Source organism: Labrenzia sp. C1B70, assembly GCF_000475395.1.
In the GTDB taxonomy this organism is placed as follows: Bacteria; Pseudomonadota; Alphaproteobacteria; order Rhizobiales; family Stappiaceae; genus Roseibium; species Roseibium algicola.
Genome location: NZ_AXCE01000004.1, coordinates 475,338 through 492,029, shown reverse-complemented (window position 1 = coordinate 492,029; position 16,692 = coordinate 475,338). Strand labels below are relative to the sequence as shown.

The following is a 16,692-nucleotide window of genomic DNA, read 5'->3' as shown; positions in this document are numbered from 1 at the left end:
GCACGCCCTAATCATGCGCTGGAAAGTCGGCCCCAGTTCCCTCATATGAGGGGCAAACGCTCAAAACCCGTTGGTTCCTGTGATGATCGATGATTTCGCGAAAGCCCTGCCCCGCCGCTCCTCCGTCGGTGTGAAGGTCGGCAATGTGATGGTTGGCGGCGATGCACCCATCGTGGTCCAATCCATGACCAATACAGACACGGCGGATGCCGATGCAACCGTCGCGCAGGTGGCCGCGCTCGCTCGTGCCGGGTCTGAAATCGTGCGCATCACGGTGGACCGTGCAGAAGCTGCGGCCCAGGTGCCACGGATCAAGGAGCGGCTGGAGCGGATCGGCATTGATGTGCCGCTCGTCGGCGACTTCCACTACATCGGCCACAAGCTGCTGACCGACTATCCCGACTGCGCCGCAGCGCTCGACAAGTACCGCATCAACCCGGGCAACGTCGGCTTCAAGGCCAAGCGCGACACACAGTTCTCGCAGATCATCGACATCGCACAGAAGCACGACAAGGCGGTCCGGATCGGCGTCAACTGGGGCTCACTCGACCAGGAGCTTCTGACGAAGCTGATGGACGAGAATGCCGAAAGTGCAAATCCGGTTTCAGCAGCGGCTGTCATGCGCGAAGCGATTATCCAGTCCGGACTTCTGTCCGCCGAGCGCGCCGAAGGCCTCGGCATGGGCCGCGACAAGATCATCCTCTCGGCCAAGGTCAGCCAGGTGCAGGACCTGATCGCCGTTTATGCCGATCTCGCCCGTCGCTGCGACTACGCCCTGCATCTGGGGCTGACCGAGGCCGGCATGGGCACCAAGGGTATCGTTTCCTCCGCCGCTTCCATGGGTATCCTTTTGCAGCAGGGCATCGGCGACACCATCCGCGTGTCGCTGACGCCGGAACCGGGCGGCGACCGCACACGCGAGGTGCAGGTGGCTCAGGAGCTTTTGCAGGTGATGGGCTTCCGCGCCTTTGTGCCGGTGGTGGCCGCCTGCCCGGGCTGTGGCCGCACAACGTCCACCGTTTTCCAGGAACTGGCCCAGGACATTCAGGACCACATCCGTGTTTCCATGCCCAAGTGGCGTGAACAATATCCGGGTGTCGAAAGCCTCAACGTGGCCGTGATGGGCTGCATCGTCAACGGCCCGGGCGAATCCAAGCATGCCGACATCGGCATTTCCCTGCCCGGCACCGGCGAAACCCCCTCGGCGCCTGTCTTCATCGATGGCGAGAAGGTCATGACCCTGCGTGGTCCCGGCATTGCCGACGAGTTCAAGCAGATGGTTCTGGACTATATCGAAAAGCGCTACGGCACCGGCAGCAAGTCGTCTTCCGACGCTGCCTGACCCCGGAAGGAACACGACCCCATGATGCAGCCGGGCGCCCCCGAGCCACAGAAAAAGCCGGTTCTGGTGATCACCTCCCAGGTGGTCCGTGGCGGTATCAGCGGTCGCGGTCTGACCTTCGCACTGGAACGGATCGGCCACGATGTCTGGTTTCTGCCGACCATCCTGCTGCCCTGGCATCCCGGACAAGGCAAGGGCACCCGCATTGTTGCCCCTGCAGCAGACTTCACCGCCATTGTTGAGGATCTTGCCGCATCCCCGAAACTGGCAGAAGTCGGCGCGGTGATTTCCGGCTATCTCGGCAATCCGGAACAGGCGGCCGCGATCGCGTCACTTGTGAAGGCGGTCAAGACCCGCAATCCGGATGCACCATACCTGTGCGATCCGGTTATGGGCGACCAGCACGACGGCAGCGGCAACCTTTATGTGCCCACGGCAACGGCCGAGGCAATCCGAGACCAGCTGGTGCCCCTGGCCGATGTCGTCACGCCCAACGCCTTTGAACTCGGCTGGCTGACGGGCCGCGAGATCGACAGCGAAATGCAGGCTCTCGCCGCCGCCCGGGTTCTCGGCAACGAGCGCGTGATGGTGACCTCCTCGCCAGCCCTGCGCCGCAATGCCATTGCCAACCTTCTGGCAGGCCCGCGTGGCGCCGTTGCCGCCGAGCATGCTTCCATCGCCAATCCACCGCACGGCACCGGAGACCTGATCGCAGGCCTGTTCCTGTCCAACCTTCTGGCCGGACAAAACGACGAGGAAGCGCTGAAACGTGCGTCGGCCTCCGTTTTTGAACTGGTTGCCCGCAGCGTGCGCAAGGGCGCGGACGAATTGCTGTTCGCCGAGGAGCAGAACTCCGTGGTGAAGGCAATGGCCCTCGTCACCTCGCGCCGGGTTCTGGAAGCAAAGGCCCGTGCCTGACGAGGCAGGCACAAGGGTTGCCGGTATCGACGGCTGCAAGGCCGGCTGGGTTGCGGTCATCCGCAGTCTGGAAGACCCCGCCGATCTGGATCTGATCGTCTTTCCGACCTTCGCGGATATTGTCGGACACACCCCGCATCTTGCCATCGTCGCCGTCGACATGCCCATCGGCTTGCCGGACCGCATCGGCCCTGGCGGTCGCGGCCCGGAAAAGGCTGCTCGCAAGCACCTTGGCATGCGCCAATCCTCGGTGTTTTCTGTGCCCGCTCGCCCCGCCGTTTATGAAGACGATTACCTGAAGGCCTGCAACACGGCGCTCGCCACGTCCGACCCGCCGAAAAAAGTCTCCAAGCAGTGTTTCTTCCTTTTCCCGAAAATGCGGGAAATCGACGCCCTGATGACACCGGAGCTGGAGACATGCGTCCACGAGGTGCACCCGGAACTTGCCTTCTGGCGCCTCAACGGCGGAGCGGAAATGAGCCTGCCCAAGAAGGTCAAGAGCCGCGCCAACCCGGCAGGCCTCGACCAGCGGCGGGACCTTCTCGTCTCCAAGGGGTTGCCCGGAGAGTTTCTCGACCAGAAGCCCCCGCGCGGCTGCGGCCGCGACGACCTTCTGGATGCCGCCGCCAACAGCCTGATTGCCGAGCGAATCTTTCGGGGAGAAGCGGAACCGTTTCCGAAGGACTTCCGCCGCGATGAGCGCGGCCTGAGGATGGCGATCTGGGCGTAATGCGCCCGCGTTGTCCATTTCCCTGCTTTTCCTGAAAATCCTTCAAGGCATGCCCCACCCTTCCCTTTTCGCCAAAACCTGCTAAAACGCGCGCCGTTCCCCAAAAGGGAACCACCGGTCGCAGCCTACCCGGTGCCAGCGAAAACAAGGGACCACATCGTTGAAAACACTTGTCATCTGTTCCGGCGGAATGGATTCCGTCACCCTTGCGCACAAGGTTGTGCGGGAACACGAGCTGATCGGCCTCGTTTCTTTCGACTATGGCCAGCGCCACAAGAAGGAGCTGGACTACGCGAAGGCCTGTGCCGATGAGCTGAACACCGAGCATATCCTGATCGACATTTCCAATATCGGCCGCCAGCTGACCGGCTCGGCGCTGACCGACAACGTGGACGTGCCGGATGGGCATTATGCCGAGGAAACCATGAAGATCACCGTTGTGCCGAACCGCAACGCGATCATGCTTTCCATTGCCTTCGGCATTGCCAGCGCGCGCGGTGCCGAAGCGGTCGCGACCGCCGTCCACGGCGGCGACCACTTCATCTATCCAGACTGCCGTCCGGCCTTCACCGAAAGCTTCGAGACCATGCAGCGCCACGCGCTGGAAGGCATGGGCGAGATCAGCCTCTTCACGCCTTACGTCCACACCTCCAAGGCGGACATCGCCGCCGAGGGACTGAGGCTTGGCGTCGACTATCGCAAGACATGGTCCTGCTACAAGGGCGGCGAGGTTCACTGCGGGCGCTGCGGCACCTGCGTGGAACGACGCGAAGCCTTTCACCTGGCCGGTGGCATCGACCCGACGGTCTACGCAGACGAAGCGTTCTGGAAGGAGGCGTGCAATGTTTAGGATCACCAAGGAATTCCACTTCTCCGCCAGCCACCAGATCCTTGGCCTGGGAGAAGACCACCCCTGCGCCCGCCTGCATGGCCACAACTATGTGGTCGAGGTGGAGCTGATGTCGGAAGAGCTGAACGGCATCGGCTTCGTGCGCGATTACCGCGAACTTTCCGAATTCAAGCGCTTCATCGACGACACGCTCGACCACAGGCACCTGAATGACGTGCTGGGCGATGATTGCGTGACCGCCGAGACCATGGCGCGCTATTTCTACAACTGGTGCCGCCAGCGCTGGCCGGAAACCTCGGCCGTTCGCGTGAAGGAAACGCCGAAGACCTGCGCCGAATTCCGTCCCCTCGTCTATCCGGGGGCGCGTGCGGCATGAGTATCGAACAGATCCGGGTCAGCGAAATATTTGGCCCCACCATTCAGGGCGAAGGCGCCCTGATTGGCCAACCCACCGTGTTCGTGCGCACCGGCGGCTGCGATTACCGCTGCTCCTGGTGCGACACGCTGCATGCGGTCGACAGCGCCCATCGGGACGAATGGTGCCCGATGACGCCGGAAGCCATCCTGATGCAGGTGGAGATCCTGTCCGGCGGCAATCCGCTGACAGTGTCGCTTTCCGGTGGCAATCCGGCGATCCAGCCGCTTGGAGGCCTGATCGAGCTCGGCCGGAAAGAGGGCTACCGTTTCGCGCTGGAAACGCAGGGCAGCCTCGCCAGGGACTGGTTTGCCGATCTCGACGTCCTGACGCTGAGCCCGAAACCGCCTTCCTCGGGCATGGTCACCGACTGGCAGCGCCTGGCGGAATGCGTCGAGGCCGCAGGGCCTGAGACCCAGACCGTCCTGAAGGTCGTTGTCTTCGACGAGGCGGACTATGCCTTCGCACGGGACGTCTCAGACCGCTACCCGCACCTCAGCTGCTTCCTGCAGCCGGGCAACCACACCCCGCCGGCGGCAGCCGACACCGATGCCACCATCGACATGGCCGGCATCATGGAGCGCATGCGCTGGCTTGTGGACCGGGTTACCTCCGACAGATGGTACGCAGCCACCGTCCTGCCGCAGCTTCACACGATGATCTGGGGCAATTTGCGCGGGGTTTAGGAACCGGCCTTTCCGGCGTCATCCCGGCCAAGCGTAGCGCGAGCCGGGACCGGGAAGCCAACGGTGTCGCGAGCAGAATCGACAGGCCTTCGCCTCCCCGATCCCGGATCTCCGTCCGGGATGACAACGGAGAGGAAGCTTTTCAAAACCGCTCCCTCATCCTGAGGAGCCGCTCCAGCGGCGGCTCGAAGGATGGGCGGCACGCACAGAACAAGCGGCCCATCCTTCGAGACGGACCTGACGGTCCTCCTCAGGATGAGGGCGTAGAGAAGCGAAAGCCCAAATTTTGGGCCTTTGCGAGTTCATTCAAGAACACGGAGCCCATCCACCGACAGCGCAAAAGCGTGTCTCCGGAACAGGCTCAAAATCAGGAGACAGTCATGTCCGACAAGAGCATCTACGAGAACCTGACCCAGCTCGGGTCTTCCACCGAACTTCCCGACGATCCCGACAAGGCGGTTCTGGAAAAAGTGCCGAACCCGCAGGCTGGCACGGGCTACATGGTCCGCTTCGTCGCCCCGGAATTCACCTCGCTGTGCCCGATCACCGGTGCGCCGGACTTCGCTCATCTGGTGATCGACTATGTGCCGCGCGATTTCCTGGTCGAGAGCAAGTCGCTGAAACTGTTCCTCGGCTCCTTTCGCAACCACGGCGCCTTCCACGAGGACTGCACGGTTTCCATCGGCAAGCGCCTGGTCGACCTGCTCGATCCGGAGTGGCTTCGCATCGGCGGCTATTGGTATCCGCGCGGCGGCATCCCGATCGACGTCTTCTACCAGACCGGCCCCGCTCCGGACGGCGTCTGGATCCCCGACCAGGGCGTTGCCCCCTATCGCGGACGCGGCTAAGTCAAACGGGCAGCCTCCCCGAATATGACGACCCCAAGGTTCGGGCAGGAATTCGGAACCATCGATCAACGCCAGGCCGCACCCCACCCGGAAGTGTCACCCCGGGCGAGCATCGCGAGACCCGGGGCCCACTCATTTCCAGAGCCTCAAGACTTGCACAAGGCTCAAAGCGACTGCCTGAACGCAATAGAGATTTCCGAGCTCGCCGTGATGGGGATTGGATCCCGGGTCAAGCCCGGGATGACATCTGAGGGTGGGGCGAGCCTCGCTTGCCATCCGCTTACCAGAAACACCTGTTGTTCCCCGCAAGAGACCGCGCAATCGGTACACCCGTCGTCCGCCGCGCGATCCTTCCGACTGGCTGGCTGCCTTATTGCGGCACCGGCAGGTTCAGGCCAGGGGCTTTTTCGATCACCTGGGTGGTCACCATTTCGAACGACGGGGCCTTGCTGTCGTAGATCGCCTTGACGATGAAATCGTCACTGCGGCGGACATAGTAGGTGTAGCGGTTTTCCGTAACCATGCCCTGGCTGACGGTGATATCCGCTGCGACCACCTCCACGGCCTCACCCTCCAGCTCTTCCTCGCTGCAGGCCGCGTTGCGAATGCTGGCTGCGTTCGTTTCCTTGTCGGCACGTGCCTGATCCGCGTTCTGGCCGGTGTCCATCTCGCGGATCTTTTCCCAGGTCGACCCCTGGTCCGCGGATTGGTAGAGCACGTTGCCGTAGCCAAGCACCCACGGGCCTTCCGGTGAGGTCGGCACGGTCAGATAGTGATCCTGCGACAGGTAGAAAAAGTCATTGGTGGTCGGCGGCGCGCCCTTGAAGGCGGTGGTCACCTGGGTCTTGGTCGACGTCGTCTGATCGAGTTGCAGATAGAGTTCCGTGAAACGATCCTGACACGGGTCAGCCAGTGCGCTCTGCATAGAGCCGGCAAGAAGAAAAAGAACTGCGGGCACGCGGTATTTCATGAAAGCCCCCATGGAAATGAATTTAAGAAATCGGCCGAAATCACCGGCCATTCCCATGGAACACTTTTTCCTGCCGCCAAACAATCACCTCGTTGGCTTCAACGTCCCATCCTGACCCGCAAATGCAGCAGGGCCGCCCGATCGGCATCGATCGGGCGGCCCCAGATTGCGTCTGTGTTCTGAATGAACGCAGCTTGCTCTTAGAAATGAACCGACCGTGCGTCGAGCGGCTTCTGGTTCGGCGGAGCGAACTTGGTCAGATCGATCCCTTCCACAGCTGCCTTGTATTCGTCGAGGCTCGGCGTCCGGCCAAGGATGGCCGAAAGAACCACGACCGGCGTCGAGGCCAGCAGGGATTCGCCCTTCTTGTCGGAAGAATCTTCCACGACGCGACCCTTGAAGAGACGCGTGGAGGTTGCCAGAACCGTGTCGCCCTTGGCGGCCTTTTCCTGGTTGCCCATGCAAAGGTTACAGCCCGGACGCTCAAGGTAGAGAATGTTCTCGTATTCGGTGCGGGCGGTGTTCTTCGGCGAGTTATCGTCGAATTCGAAACCGGAGTATTTCTGCAGAATGCTCCAGTCGCCTTCTTCCTTCAGCTCGTCGATGATGTTGTAGGTCGGCGCAGCCACCACGAGCGGTGCCTTGAACTCGACTTTCTCGTTGGTCTTTTCGAGGTTCTTGAGCATCTGGGCGACGATCTTCATGTCGCCCTTGTGCACCATGCACGAACCGACGAAACCCAGATCGACCTTCTTTTCGCCGCGGTAATAGGAAACCGGGCGGATCGTGTCGTGGGTGTAACGCTTGGAGACATCCTCGTTGTTCACGTCCGGGTCGGCGATCATCGGCTCGTCGATCAGGTCCAGATCCACCACGACTTCCGCGAAATACTTCGCGCTGTCGTCCGGCGTCAGGGCCGGCTTCTTGCCGGAGCGGATTTCGGCAATGCGCTTGTCTGCCTTGTCGATCAGGCCCTGCAGAACCTTGTTGGCGTTGTCCATGCCCTTGTCGATCATGATCTGGATACGGCTCTTGGCGATTTCCAGGGATTCGATCAGGGTGTCGTCGTTGGAGATGCAGATGGAGGCCTTGGCCTTCATTTCCGCGGTCCAGTCGGTGAAGGTGAACGCCTGGTCGGCGAGCAGCGTACCGATGTGCACTTCGATGATGCGGCCCTGGAAGACGTTGTCGCCGAACTGCTTCAGCATCTGTGCCTGGGTGGCATGAACGACGTCACGGAAGTCCATGTGATCCTTCATGGTGCCCTTGAAGGTCACTTTCACCGATTCCGGGATCGGCATAGTTGCTTCGCCCGTGGCCAGCGCCAGCGCAACCGTGCCCGAATCCGCACCGAAGGCAACGCCCTTGGACATGCGGGTGTGGCTGTCGCCGCCGATGATGATTGCCCAGTCGTCGACGGTAATGTCGTTCAGCACCTTGTGGATCACGTCCGTCAGCGGGTGATAGACGTCCTTGGGATCGCGTGCGGTGATGAGGCCGAACTTGTTCATGAAGCTCATAAGCTTCGGAATGTTGGCCTGTGCCTTCAGATCCCAGACCGAAGCCGTGTGACAGCCGGACTGGTAGGCACCGTCGACGGTCGGTGCGATCACCGTTGCCGCCATGGCTTCCAGTTCCTGGGAAGTCATCAGGCCGGTCGTGTCCTGCGAGCCGACGATGTTGACCTTCACACGAACGTCGGAACCGGCATGCAGCACCTTGCCTTCCGCAACGCCGACAGCGTTCCGGTTGAAGATCTTCTCGACCGCCGTCAGGCCCTGGCCTTCGTGCGACACTTCCTTGTTGGGTGCGAACACCGGCGGCATCTCGATGCCGAGGGTTTCCGCGGCAAAGCTCTGCAGCTTCTTGCCGAAGACGATGGCGTAGGAACCACCGGCCTTCATGAACTCGACCTTCTGCGGGGTCAGCGCGGAAGCGACATCGGCCAGTTCTTCGTCACCGGCATCGTTGTAGAGCTTCTTGGTCTTGGTGTTGATGGTCAGCACCGTACCGGTCTCGACGGAATATTTCTGTTCCAGAACCGGGCTGTCGTCATTGTTCAGGATCGGCTTGCCGTTTTCGTCCAGCTTCTTGACCCAGTTCTTCAGGTCAATGCCGATGCCGCCGGTCACGCCGACGGTGGTCAGGAAGATCGGTGAAATGCCGTTGGTGCCGGCAACGACCGGGGCAATATTCACGAACGGAACATAGGGGCTTGCCTGCTTGCCGGTCCACAGGGCGACGTTGTTGACGCCGGACATGCGGGACGACCCCACACCCATGGTGCCCTTTTCGGCAATCAGCATGACGCGCTTGCCCGGATGCTGCAGCTTGAGCGCCTCGATTTCCTTCTGGGCCGCTTCGGAGATCATGCACTTGCCGTGCAGCTCGCGGTCGGAACGCGAATGCGCCTGGTTGCCGGGGGACAAAAGGTCGGTGGAAATGTCACCTTCGGCGGCGACATAGGTGACGACCTTTATTTCCTCGTCGATGTCCGGAAGCTTGGTGAAGAACTCGGCCTGAGCGTAGCTTTCCAGAACGTCCTTGGCGATTTCGTTGCCGGCCTCATGGGCGGCCTTCAGCCGGTCCGTATCGGCGTCGTAGAGGAAAACCTGCGTCTTCAGGACTTCAGCAGCATCCCTGGCGATCTGGGCATCGTCGCCAAGAGCCAGGTCCAGCAGAACCTCGACGGAAGGGCCACCCTTCATGTGGGACAGGAGTTCGAAGGCAAACGCCGGGGTGATCTCATCAACAACAGACGTGCCGAGGATGATTTCCTTCAGGAACTTCGCCTTCGCACCGGCAGCGCTCGTGGTGCCCGGTAGCGTGTTGTAGATGAAGAACTTGAGCGACTCTTGCCGGTGCTGGTTACCGGTATCCTTGATCTGCGCAACGATCTCTTCAACGAGAGCGGCGTCTTCGATGGGCTTGGGATGCAGACCCTGGCCTTTGCGCGTTTCGATCTCTTTCAGGTAGTCTTCATACAAGCTCATGATGATCCCGGCGTCCTGGTGTTGTTTGAAGCCTGGCTTCCGGATCGCCGTGAGGTCTGGCGGGCCGGGACAGGCTAGCTGAGCGGCGTTTTAATTCAGTATACAATGGTATGCAATATCTTCCCATCCAATAAATGATGTCTATATACCGGTTGGCGCATCTGCATGCACCCAAGATCGCATTTTCGAATTTCCGAAGGTGTTTTCTGGCTTCGATTTCCGGACGATGCCGTTTCAAGAGGCTGAAACTTCAACCGAAGTCTCGACAACGGCGACGGCGTCGTGTCTGGTGGTCGTAGCCAAAGATTGCTATAGGTGCGGCGCATCAATTTGCGGCGGCGACTGAGGGAGAGGCTCTCATCGTATCCGCGCGGAAGGATGCCGGATGACAGAGCGCTGCAGCTCCGTTTCCGGAGCCTTGAGAGAGTATGCCAGGCACCGGCGCACACGCGGCCCGGGCCTTTTGGACAATAAAGGAGATCGCACGTCGTGACCCAGTCCCTCGACAGCTTCAAGTGTAAGAAAACACTGACCGCCGGCGGCAAGACCTACACCTATTTTTCCATTCCCGAAGCGGAGAAGAACGGCCTCGAAGGTGTTTCAAGGCTGCCGTTCTCGCTGAAGGTGGTGCTTGAGAACCTGCTGCGCTTCGAAGACGGCCGCACGGTGACCAAGGCAGATATCCTTGCCTGCGCCGAATGGCTGAAGACCCGCAAGTCCGATCACGAGATCTCCTATCGCCCGGCCCGCGTGCTGATGCAGGACTTCACCGGTGTTCCGGCCGTGGTCGACCTTGCTGCCATGCGCGATGCTGCCGTGAAGCTCGGCGGCGACCCGGAAAAGGTCAACCCGCTGGTTCCGGTCGACCTTGTCATCGACCACTCGGTGATGATCGACTATTTCGGCACCAAGGACGCCTTCAGGCAGAACGTCGAACTGGAATACGAGCGCAACCGCGAGCGCTACGAGTTCCTGCGCTGGGGCCAGTCCGCCTTCAACAATTTCCGTGCCGTCCCCCCGGGAACCGGCATCTGCCACCAGGTGAACCTGGAGTATCTGGCCCAGACTGTCTGGACCAGGGACGAGGACGGTGAAACCGTCGCCTATCCCGACACGCTGGTCGGCACCGACAGCCACACCACCATGGTCAACGGCCTGGCAGTTCTGGGCTGGGGCGTCGGCGGCATCGAGGCGGAAGCCGCCATGCTCGGCCAGCCGATCTCCATGCTGATCCCGGAAGTCGTCGGCTTCAAGCTGACCGGCAAGCTGAATGAAGGCATCACCGCGACCGACCTCGTGCTGCGCGTCGTGGAAATGCTGCGCCAGAAGGGTGTCGTCGGCAAATTCGTCGAATTCTATGGCCCCGGCCTCGACAACCTGTCGCTGGAAGATGCGGCCACCATCGCCAACATGGCGCCGGAATACGGCGCGACCTGCGGCTTCTTCCCGGTCGACAAGGAAACCCTGAAGTACCTGGAAGCCACCGGCCGCGACAAGGACCGCGTCGCCCTGGTTGCCGAGTACTCCAAGGCGCAGGGCATGTACCGCTCCGGCGGCGAGGAGCCGGTTTTCACCGACACGCTGGAACTCGACATTTCCACCGTCGTTCCGTCGATTTCCGGACCGAAGCGCCCGCAGGACCGTATCAATCTTGCCGATGCTGCAGCCGGTTTCGCCAAGACCATGACGGACGAGTTCAAGAAGGCGGGCGAGCTGTCCAAGCGCGTTGCCGTTGAAGGCAAGGACTACGACATCGGCAACGGCGACGTTGTGATCGCCGCTATCACGTCCTGCACCAACACCTCCAACCCGTCCGTTCTGATCGGCGCCGGCCTCGTGGCCCGCAACGCGCTGAAGAAGGGCCTGAAGGTGAAACCATGGGTGAAAACCTCCCTGGCGCCCGGATCCCAGGTGGTGACCGACTACCTCGAAAAGGCCGGCGTTCAGGACGACCTCGACGCGCTCGGCTTCACGCTGGCCGGCTACGGCTGCACCACCTGTATCGGCAACTCCGGTCCGCTGGACCCGGCGATCTCCAAGGCGGTCAACGACAACGACCTGATTGCCTGCTCGGTGCTGTCCGGCAACCGCAACTTCGAAGGTCGCGTCAATCCGGACGTGCGCGCCAACTACCTGGCCTCACCGCCGTTGGTGGTCGCCTATGCCCTTGCAGGCAACCTGAACATCAACATCACCGAGGATCCCCTCGGCGAGGATCAGGACGGCAACCCGGTCTACCTGAAGGACATCTGGCCAACCACGGAAGAGATCACCGACCTCATCCGCGCCTCGATCAACGAGGAGATGTTCCGCACCCGCTATTCCGACGTCTTCAAGGGCGACGAGCACTGGCAGGGCATCAAGGTGGAAGGCGGCCTGACCTACTCCTGGCCGGTGTCCTCGACCTACGTCCAGAACCCGCCCTACTTCGAAGGCATGACCATGGAGCCGAAGCCGCTTCAGGACATCGAGAATGCGGCGGTCATGGGCCTGTTCCTGGATTCGATCACCACCGACCACATTTCACCGGCCGGCTCGATCAAGCTGGACAGCCCGGCAGGCAAATACCTGTCCGAGCATCAGGTCGCCCAGAAGGACTTCAACTCCTACGGCTCGCGCCGCGGCAACCATGAAGTCATGATGCGCGGCACCTTCGCCAACATCCGCATCAAGAACCAGATGGTTCCGGGTGTCGAAGGCGGCGTCACCATGAAGGACGGCAAGAAGGAATGGATCTACGACGCCTGCATGGAATACAAGGAAGCAGGTGTTCCGCTGGTCATCTTCGCCGGCAAGGAATACGGCACGGGCTCGTCCCGTGACTGGGCCGCGAAGGGCACCAACCTCCTTGGCGTGCGTGCGGTCATCGCCCAGTCCTTCGAGCGTATCCACCGCTCCAACCTGGTCGGCATGGGCGTCATCCCGCTCACCTTCAAGGAAGGCGAAAGCTGGCAGTCGCACAACATCACCGGCAAGGAACGCGTGACCATCAAGGGCATCGCCGACATCCAGCCACGCCAGATGATGGACGTCGAAGTCACCTATGAGGACGGCACCACCAAGACCATCGAATGCCTGTGCCGTGTCGATACGCTGGACGAACTGGAATACATCAAGGCCGGCGGCATTCTGCACTATGTGCTCAGGAACCTCGTGACGAGCTGAGGGCTGGCTTTTCAAGTCAGGTGAGATCGAAGCGGGCCCTTAGGGGCCCGTTTTTTTTGGATAACCAACCCCGGTGGGTCATTCCGGACAAGTGCAGCGAAGTTGCGCGCTGATCCGGAACCCAGCGCATGCTTCGCGCTGCAGGCGCGTCTTTTTTAAGTGTCGGATGCTTGTTTGAGTTTGCGCTCGCTTTCGCTCACGCTGATTCACTGGATTCCGGATCGGGCCATGCAGCTGCGCTGCAGGGCGCTTTTGTTATTTGCCACTGGTGGAAAAGTCCGTCAGGCTCAACCTCAGGCAGTTCCGGAGGTTTCCTCATGCCAGATACCAAACCACCGCATCTCTCCCATATCGCTCCGGTTTTTCCGGTTTCCGACCTGAAGGCGGCAGTCGCCTATTACCGGAACAGGCTCCTGTTCGAGAGCCGGTTCGAATGGGCGGATACGGAGGCCGAGCCCGTCCGCTATGCCATTTTGTGCCGGGACCATGTCGAATTGCATCTGTCGGCCGGGGCCGGACGGCATCCGGCGACGGCCTACTGCTTCGTGGCCGGGATCGACGGCTATTACACCTCGGTGACAGAAGCGGGCGCCGATATCGCCGAGGCGATCACCGACCGGCCCTGGGACATGCGCGAATTCGGCGCAAGGGACCCGGACGGGAACATGCTCTATTTCGGCGAACATCTGGAGCGGATCGGGCAGTGAATGCCCTGGGTAAAAACGGGGAGCGAGATCCTAACGGAACCGTAGCAGCAGCTGTCGGTTGCGAAGCTCAGACCGAGCCGCTAATAAACCCGTCATGCGCCGATTTTTGATCGTCTGTTTTTTATTGATCCTTTCAGGGACTTTGCTCCCCTCATATGCACAAGAAGCCGTTCAGGAACCGCTTGAAATCGGCGACTCGGGCACGGAGTACCTGCGTGCAATCCGTCTGCGCGGGATCGATACGGACGTGGCCTATTTCGACCCCTCCGCACCGCCACCCAAACTGGACACCACCCAGGAACCGCCGAAACCTGCGGCGGATCAGGCAGACCCGACCATCGACAACCGCTGGATTCCGGGCCTGATCGTAGGCGGCATCCTTGTTGCCGTTGCCTATTTCTTCCTGCGCTTCGGTGGACGGTTCACGGTGTCGCTAGGCCGGGAGGCCGGCAACCCCGACAGCACCCGCCCCCGCATCCGCGGACAGGCCCCGGTCTGGGCGGAAAAACTCGCCCCGCTTGACGAGATCCTGCGCATGGAAGATCGGCAGAGAGCCCTTGTGCTGCTGACGCAAAAGGTGCTGGCCACCGCCATTGCAGCCAACGGCATCCTGATGCAGCGCAGCTGGACGGCACGCGACGCCTTGCGCCAGTTGCCCGAAAGCCAGGCGAGGGAACTGCTGCGCAAGCTCGTGACCATGGCCGAACGAGTGCAATTCGGCGGCAGAAACGTCAGCGAAGACGAGTTCAACGACCACGTTGCGAACTGCCGCTACCTGCTGGGCCCGGAGGCGGCATGAGCGAGAGCGCTGCAAACACGCGGCCGAAGGGCCCGAGCCTGGAAACCGCCGTCATCGCACTGATCTGCGTCGCGGTTCTGATTGCCGGTTGGTACATCCTGTCCCAGCGCCAGCAGGTCTTGCGCCGCTCGCCCGCCGGGCTGGACGGACTGCAGGTCTGGCTGGCGACAAATGGGGCCAGTGCGCAGAATTTTGCCGGCGGCTGGCTGATGGACCAGACAGCGGTCGGCCTGCTGGTGGTACCGCTTTACGATACGCTGCCGGACAGCGAACGCAGCAGCCCGCGCACCAAGGAAGAACTGCTGCTGCAGCAGGACGAATACGATCTGGCGACCGCCGTCGTCCTGGAAAAGGCCGAGCGTGTTCCAACCCTGCTTGTGCTGCCGAAATGGCGCAGCGGCATGCGCCTGACCGGCCTTGCCCACCCTTTCCTAAAGGTTGAAACGGACCGGCTGCAGACAATCGTCAACAAGGTGACCGGCACCAGCGGCACGAAAATTGCCGCCGCAAGTCGGCCCTTCTCCGACTTGCGGTACCAGTCACAGCAAGGCGAGCCCTTGCGGGCGGAGATCTACGCCGCCCAGACCTTTGCCAACGAGGCCTGCCGCCCGATCGTCGGTGACACCGGCGCAATGCTGCTGGCCGATTGCCCGCTCGCCGATGCCGGTGACGGCGAACAGGAGCGCATTTTGGTGCTGTCCGATCCGGACCTGATCAACAACCATGGCCTGCGATTGGGCGACAATGCCGGCATTGCCCTTGATGTTCTGACCGAAAAGGCCGGCACCCGGAATATCGTCATCGACTACAGCCGCTCTTCTTGGCTGCGCGATCCTGTGAGCGAACCCAAGCGCGAGCGCACCTGGGAAGATCTGCTCCGTTTCTTCGGACCGCCCTTCCTCACCCTGTGGCTCGGCACAGCACTGTTGCTGGGGCTGGCGCTCTGGCGCAGCTTCATCCGCTACGGCCCCATCCGCGACGAAGAGGCAGGACCTGGCGCCGGCAAGGATCTGGCGGTCCAGGCGCGCGCAAGGCTGATGCGGCTTTCCGGGCAGGATGGCGCTCTCATTCGCGAATATGCCACCGCCCGTATTTCGGCGACGGCCTCTGCCCTGTTCGGTCCGGCCCATGCCCGCCACTATGCCGGGGAAGACGCCTTCCTGACCTACACCGAACGCCGGCATCCGGCCCTTGCACCGCGCCTGCGCGCGATCCTGGCCGACATACGAAAACTGCCTGCCCGGCTTCCAGCCACGGAAGCCATCCAGCAAATCGACCAATTGGAACAGGTATTGGAGCAAATAACCCATGACGCTTGAAGCGCTGCGCGAACGGACCGATGCCTTGCGGACGGAGATCGGCCGGACCGTACTCGGTCAGGACGACATCATCGACCTGTTGCTGATCGCCTTGTTTGCCCGCGGCCACGTGCTGCTGGAAGGCCCTCCCGGCACCGCCAAGACGCTGCTTGCCCGCAGTTTCTCGGCGGCTCTGGCACTCGATTTCGGCCGTATCCAGTTCACGCCGGACCTGATGCCTGGCGACGTGCTCGGCACCTCGATCTTCGATTTCCGCACCAACGCCTTCGTGCTGACCAAGGGCCCCGTGTTCTCGCAGGTGCTGCTGGCCGACGAAATCAACCGCGCCCCGCCCAAGACCCAGGCCGCCCTGCTGCAGGCCATGAGCGAACGCATGGTCAGCATCGACGGCACGGATCATTCCCTCGGACGGGAATTCATTGTCGTGGCAACGCAGAACCCCATCGAGCAGCAGGGCACCTATCCCCTGCCGGAAGCCCAGCTCGACCGGTTCCTGTTCAAGCTGGTGATCGACTTCCCGCCCGAAGACATCGAGATGGCGATCCTGCGCCAGCACGCGGACAAGCCGCTGGAAGCCGGCATGGAAACCGCCACGCTGTCCAAGGTGCTCGATTCCACCACCCTTGAGGAAACAAGGGCGCTGGTCGACAGCATCATCCTGAAGGATGACATCCTTGCCTATATCCTGCGCCTGATCCGCGCGACCCGCCAAAGTTCCGAAATCGCCTTCGGTGCCTCGACCCGCGCGGCCGACGCGCTGGCAAGTGCGGCACGGGCAACGGCGGCGCTCAACGGACGCGATTACGCCATTCCCGACGACGTCAAACGCCTCTTCGTGCCGGCCCTCCGCCACAGGATCGTTCTCGGCCCGGCGGCGGAAATCGAAGGCCGCAGCCCGGCGCAGGTCCTGGAAAACATCCTCAACCAGATCGAGGCTCCCCGCTGATCCG

General features: G+C 61.8%; 14 protein-coding genes. 12 read left to right on the top strand and 2 right to left on the bottom strand.

Annotated features, from left to right (window positions below):
• The first annotated feature begins 82 nt into the window (after nt 1-82).
• The 7 genes from ispG to queF all read left to right on the top strand — a co-directional run bounded on the left by ispG (nt 83) and on the right by queF (nt 5,789).
• Nucleotides 83-1,342 carry a flavodoxin-dependent (E)-4-hydroxy-3-methylbut-2-enyl-diphosphate synthase gene (ispG, locus tag Q666_RS40580; RefSeq protein WP_023002763.1) on the top strand — a complete coding sequence of 420 codons (1,260 nt, stop codon included), beginning with the start codon at nt 83-85 and terminating at the stop codon, nt 1,340-1,342.
• A 21-nt stretch (nt 1,343-1,363) separates the two neighbouring features.
• Nucleotides 1,364-2,260: a pyridoxal kinase gene (gene pdxY, locus Q666_RS40575; protein ID WP_023002762.1), complete on the top strand. Its 897-nt coding sequence runs from the start codon at nt 1,364-1,366 to the stop codon at nt 2,258-2,260.
• A complete protein-coding gene (locus Q666_RS40570) occupies nt 2,253-2,990 on the top strand; it encodes a DUF429 domain-containing protein (protein WP_023002761.1) in 738 nt (245 codons plus the stop codon). The genes pdxY and Q666_RS40570 overlap by 8 nt, the downstream gene beginning before the upstream one ends.
• Before the next feature lie 160 nt (nt 2,991-3,150).
• Nucleotides 3,151-3,840 carry a 7-cyano-7-deazaguanine synthase QueC gene (gene queC, locus Q666_RS40565; protein WP_031270127.1) on the top strand — a complete coding sequence of 230 codons (690 nt, stop codon included), beginning with the start codon at nt 3,151-3,153 and terminating at the stop codon, nt 3,838-3,840.
• A complete protein-coding gene (gene queD / locus Q666_RS40560; protein ID WP_023002759.1) occupies nt 3,833-4,216 on the top strand; it encodes a 6-carboxytetrahydropterin synthase QueD in 384 nt (127 codons plus the stop codon). Before queC ends, queD begins: the two co-directional genes overlap by 8 nt.
• Nucleotides 4,213-4,941 (top strand): 7-carboxy-7-deazaguanine synthase QueE, encoded by a 729-nt coding sequence (queE, locus tag Q666_RS40555; RefSeq protein ID WP_023002758.1) that lies wholly within the window; start codon nt 4,213-4,215, stop codon nt 4,939-4,941. The genes queD and queE overlap by 4 nt, the downstream gene beginning before the upstream one ends.
• Nucleotides 4,942-5,321: 380 nt before the next feature.
• Nucleotides 5,322-5,789, top strand: coding sequence for a preQ(1) synthase (gene queF / locus Q666_RS40550; RefSeq protein ID WP_006937960.1), 468 nt, complete (start codon nt 5,322-5,324; stop codon nt 5,787-5,789).
• A gap of 370 nt (nt 5,790-6,159) precedes the next feature.
• On the opposite strand, the gene Q666_RS40545 is transcribed toward queF, so the two are convergent.
• Together Q666_RS40545 and Q666_RS40540 are read right to left on the bottom strand one after the other, a co-directional pair.
• Nucleotides 6,160-6,759, bottom strand: a complete 600-nt coding sequence (locus tag Q666_RS40545; RefSeq protein WP_152533288.1) for a hypothetical protein — start codon at nt 6,757-6,759, stop codon at nt 6,160-6,162.
• 200 nt (nt 6,760-6,959) lie between these two features.
• Nucleotides 6,960-9,752 carry a bifunctional aconitate hydratase 2/2-methylisocitrate dehydratase gene (locus Q666_RS40540; RefSeq protein ID WP_023002756.1) on the bottom strand — a complete coding sequence of 931 codons (2,793 nt, stop codon included), beginning with the start codon at nt 9,750-9,752 and terminating at the stop codon, nt 6,960-6,962.
• A 489-nt stretch (nt 9,753-10,241) separates the two neighbouring features.
• Between Q666_RS40540 and acnA the strand changes: the two genes are divergently transcribed.
• From acnA to Q666_RS40515, 5 genes are all read left to right on the top strand, one after another.
• Nucleotides 10,242-12,917 carry an aconitate hydratase AcnA gene (gene acnA, locus Q666_RS40535; RefSeq protein WP_023002755.1) on the top strand — a complete coding sequence of 892 codons (2,676 nt, stop codon included), beginning with the start codon at nt 10,242-10,244 and terminating at the stop codon, nt 12,915-12,917.
• A 317-nt stretch (nt 12,918-13,234) separates the two neighbouring features.
• On the top strand, nt 13,235-13,624 hold the full coding sequence (locus Q666_RS40530; protein ID WP_023002754.1) for a VOC family protein: 390 nt from the start codon (nt 13,235-13,237) through the stop codon (nt 13,622-13,624).
• A gap of 142 nt (nt 13,625-13,766) precedes the next feature.
• Entirely contained in the window at nt 13,767-14,423 is a 657-nt protein-coding gene (locus Q666_RS40525) for a DUF4129 domain-containing protein (RefSeq protein ID WP_023002753.1), read from the top strand.
• Nucleotides 14,420-15,742, top strand: a complete 1,323-nt coding sequence (locus Q666_RS40520) for a hypothetical protein (RefSeq protein WP_023002752.1) — start codon at nt 14,420-14,422, stop codon at nt 15,740-15,742. Before Q666_RS40525 ends, Q666_RS40520 begins: the two co-directional genes overlap by 4 nt.
• A complete protein-coding gene (locus tag Q666_RS40515) occupies nt 15,732-16,688 on the top strand; it encodes a MoxR family ATPase (protein ID WP_023002751.1) in 957 nt (318 codons plus the stop codon). Before Q666_RS40520 ends, Q666_RS40515 begins: the two co-directional genes overlap by 11 nt.
• The last annotated feature ends 4 nt before the right edge of the window (nt 16,689-16,692 follow it).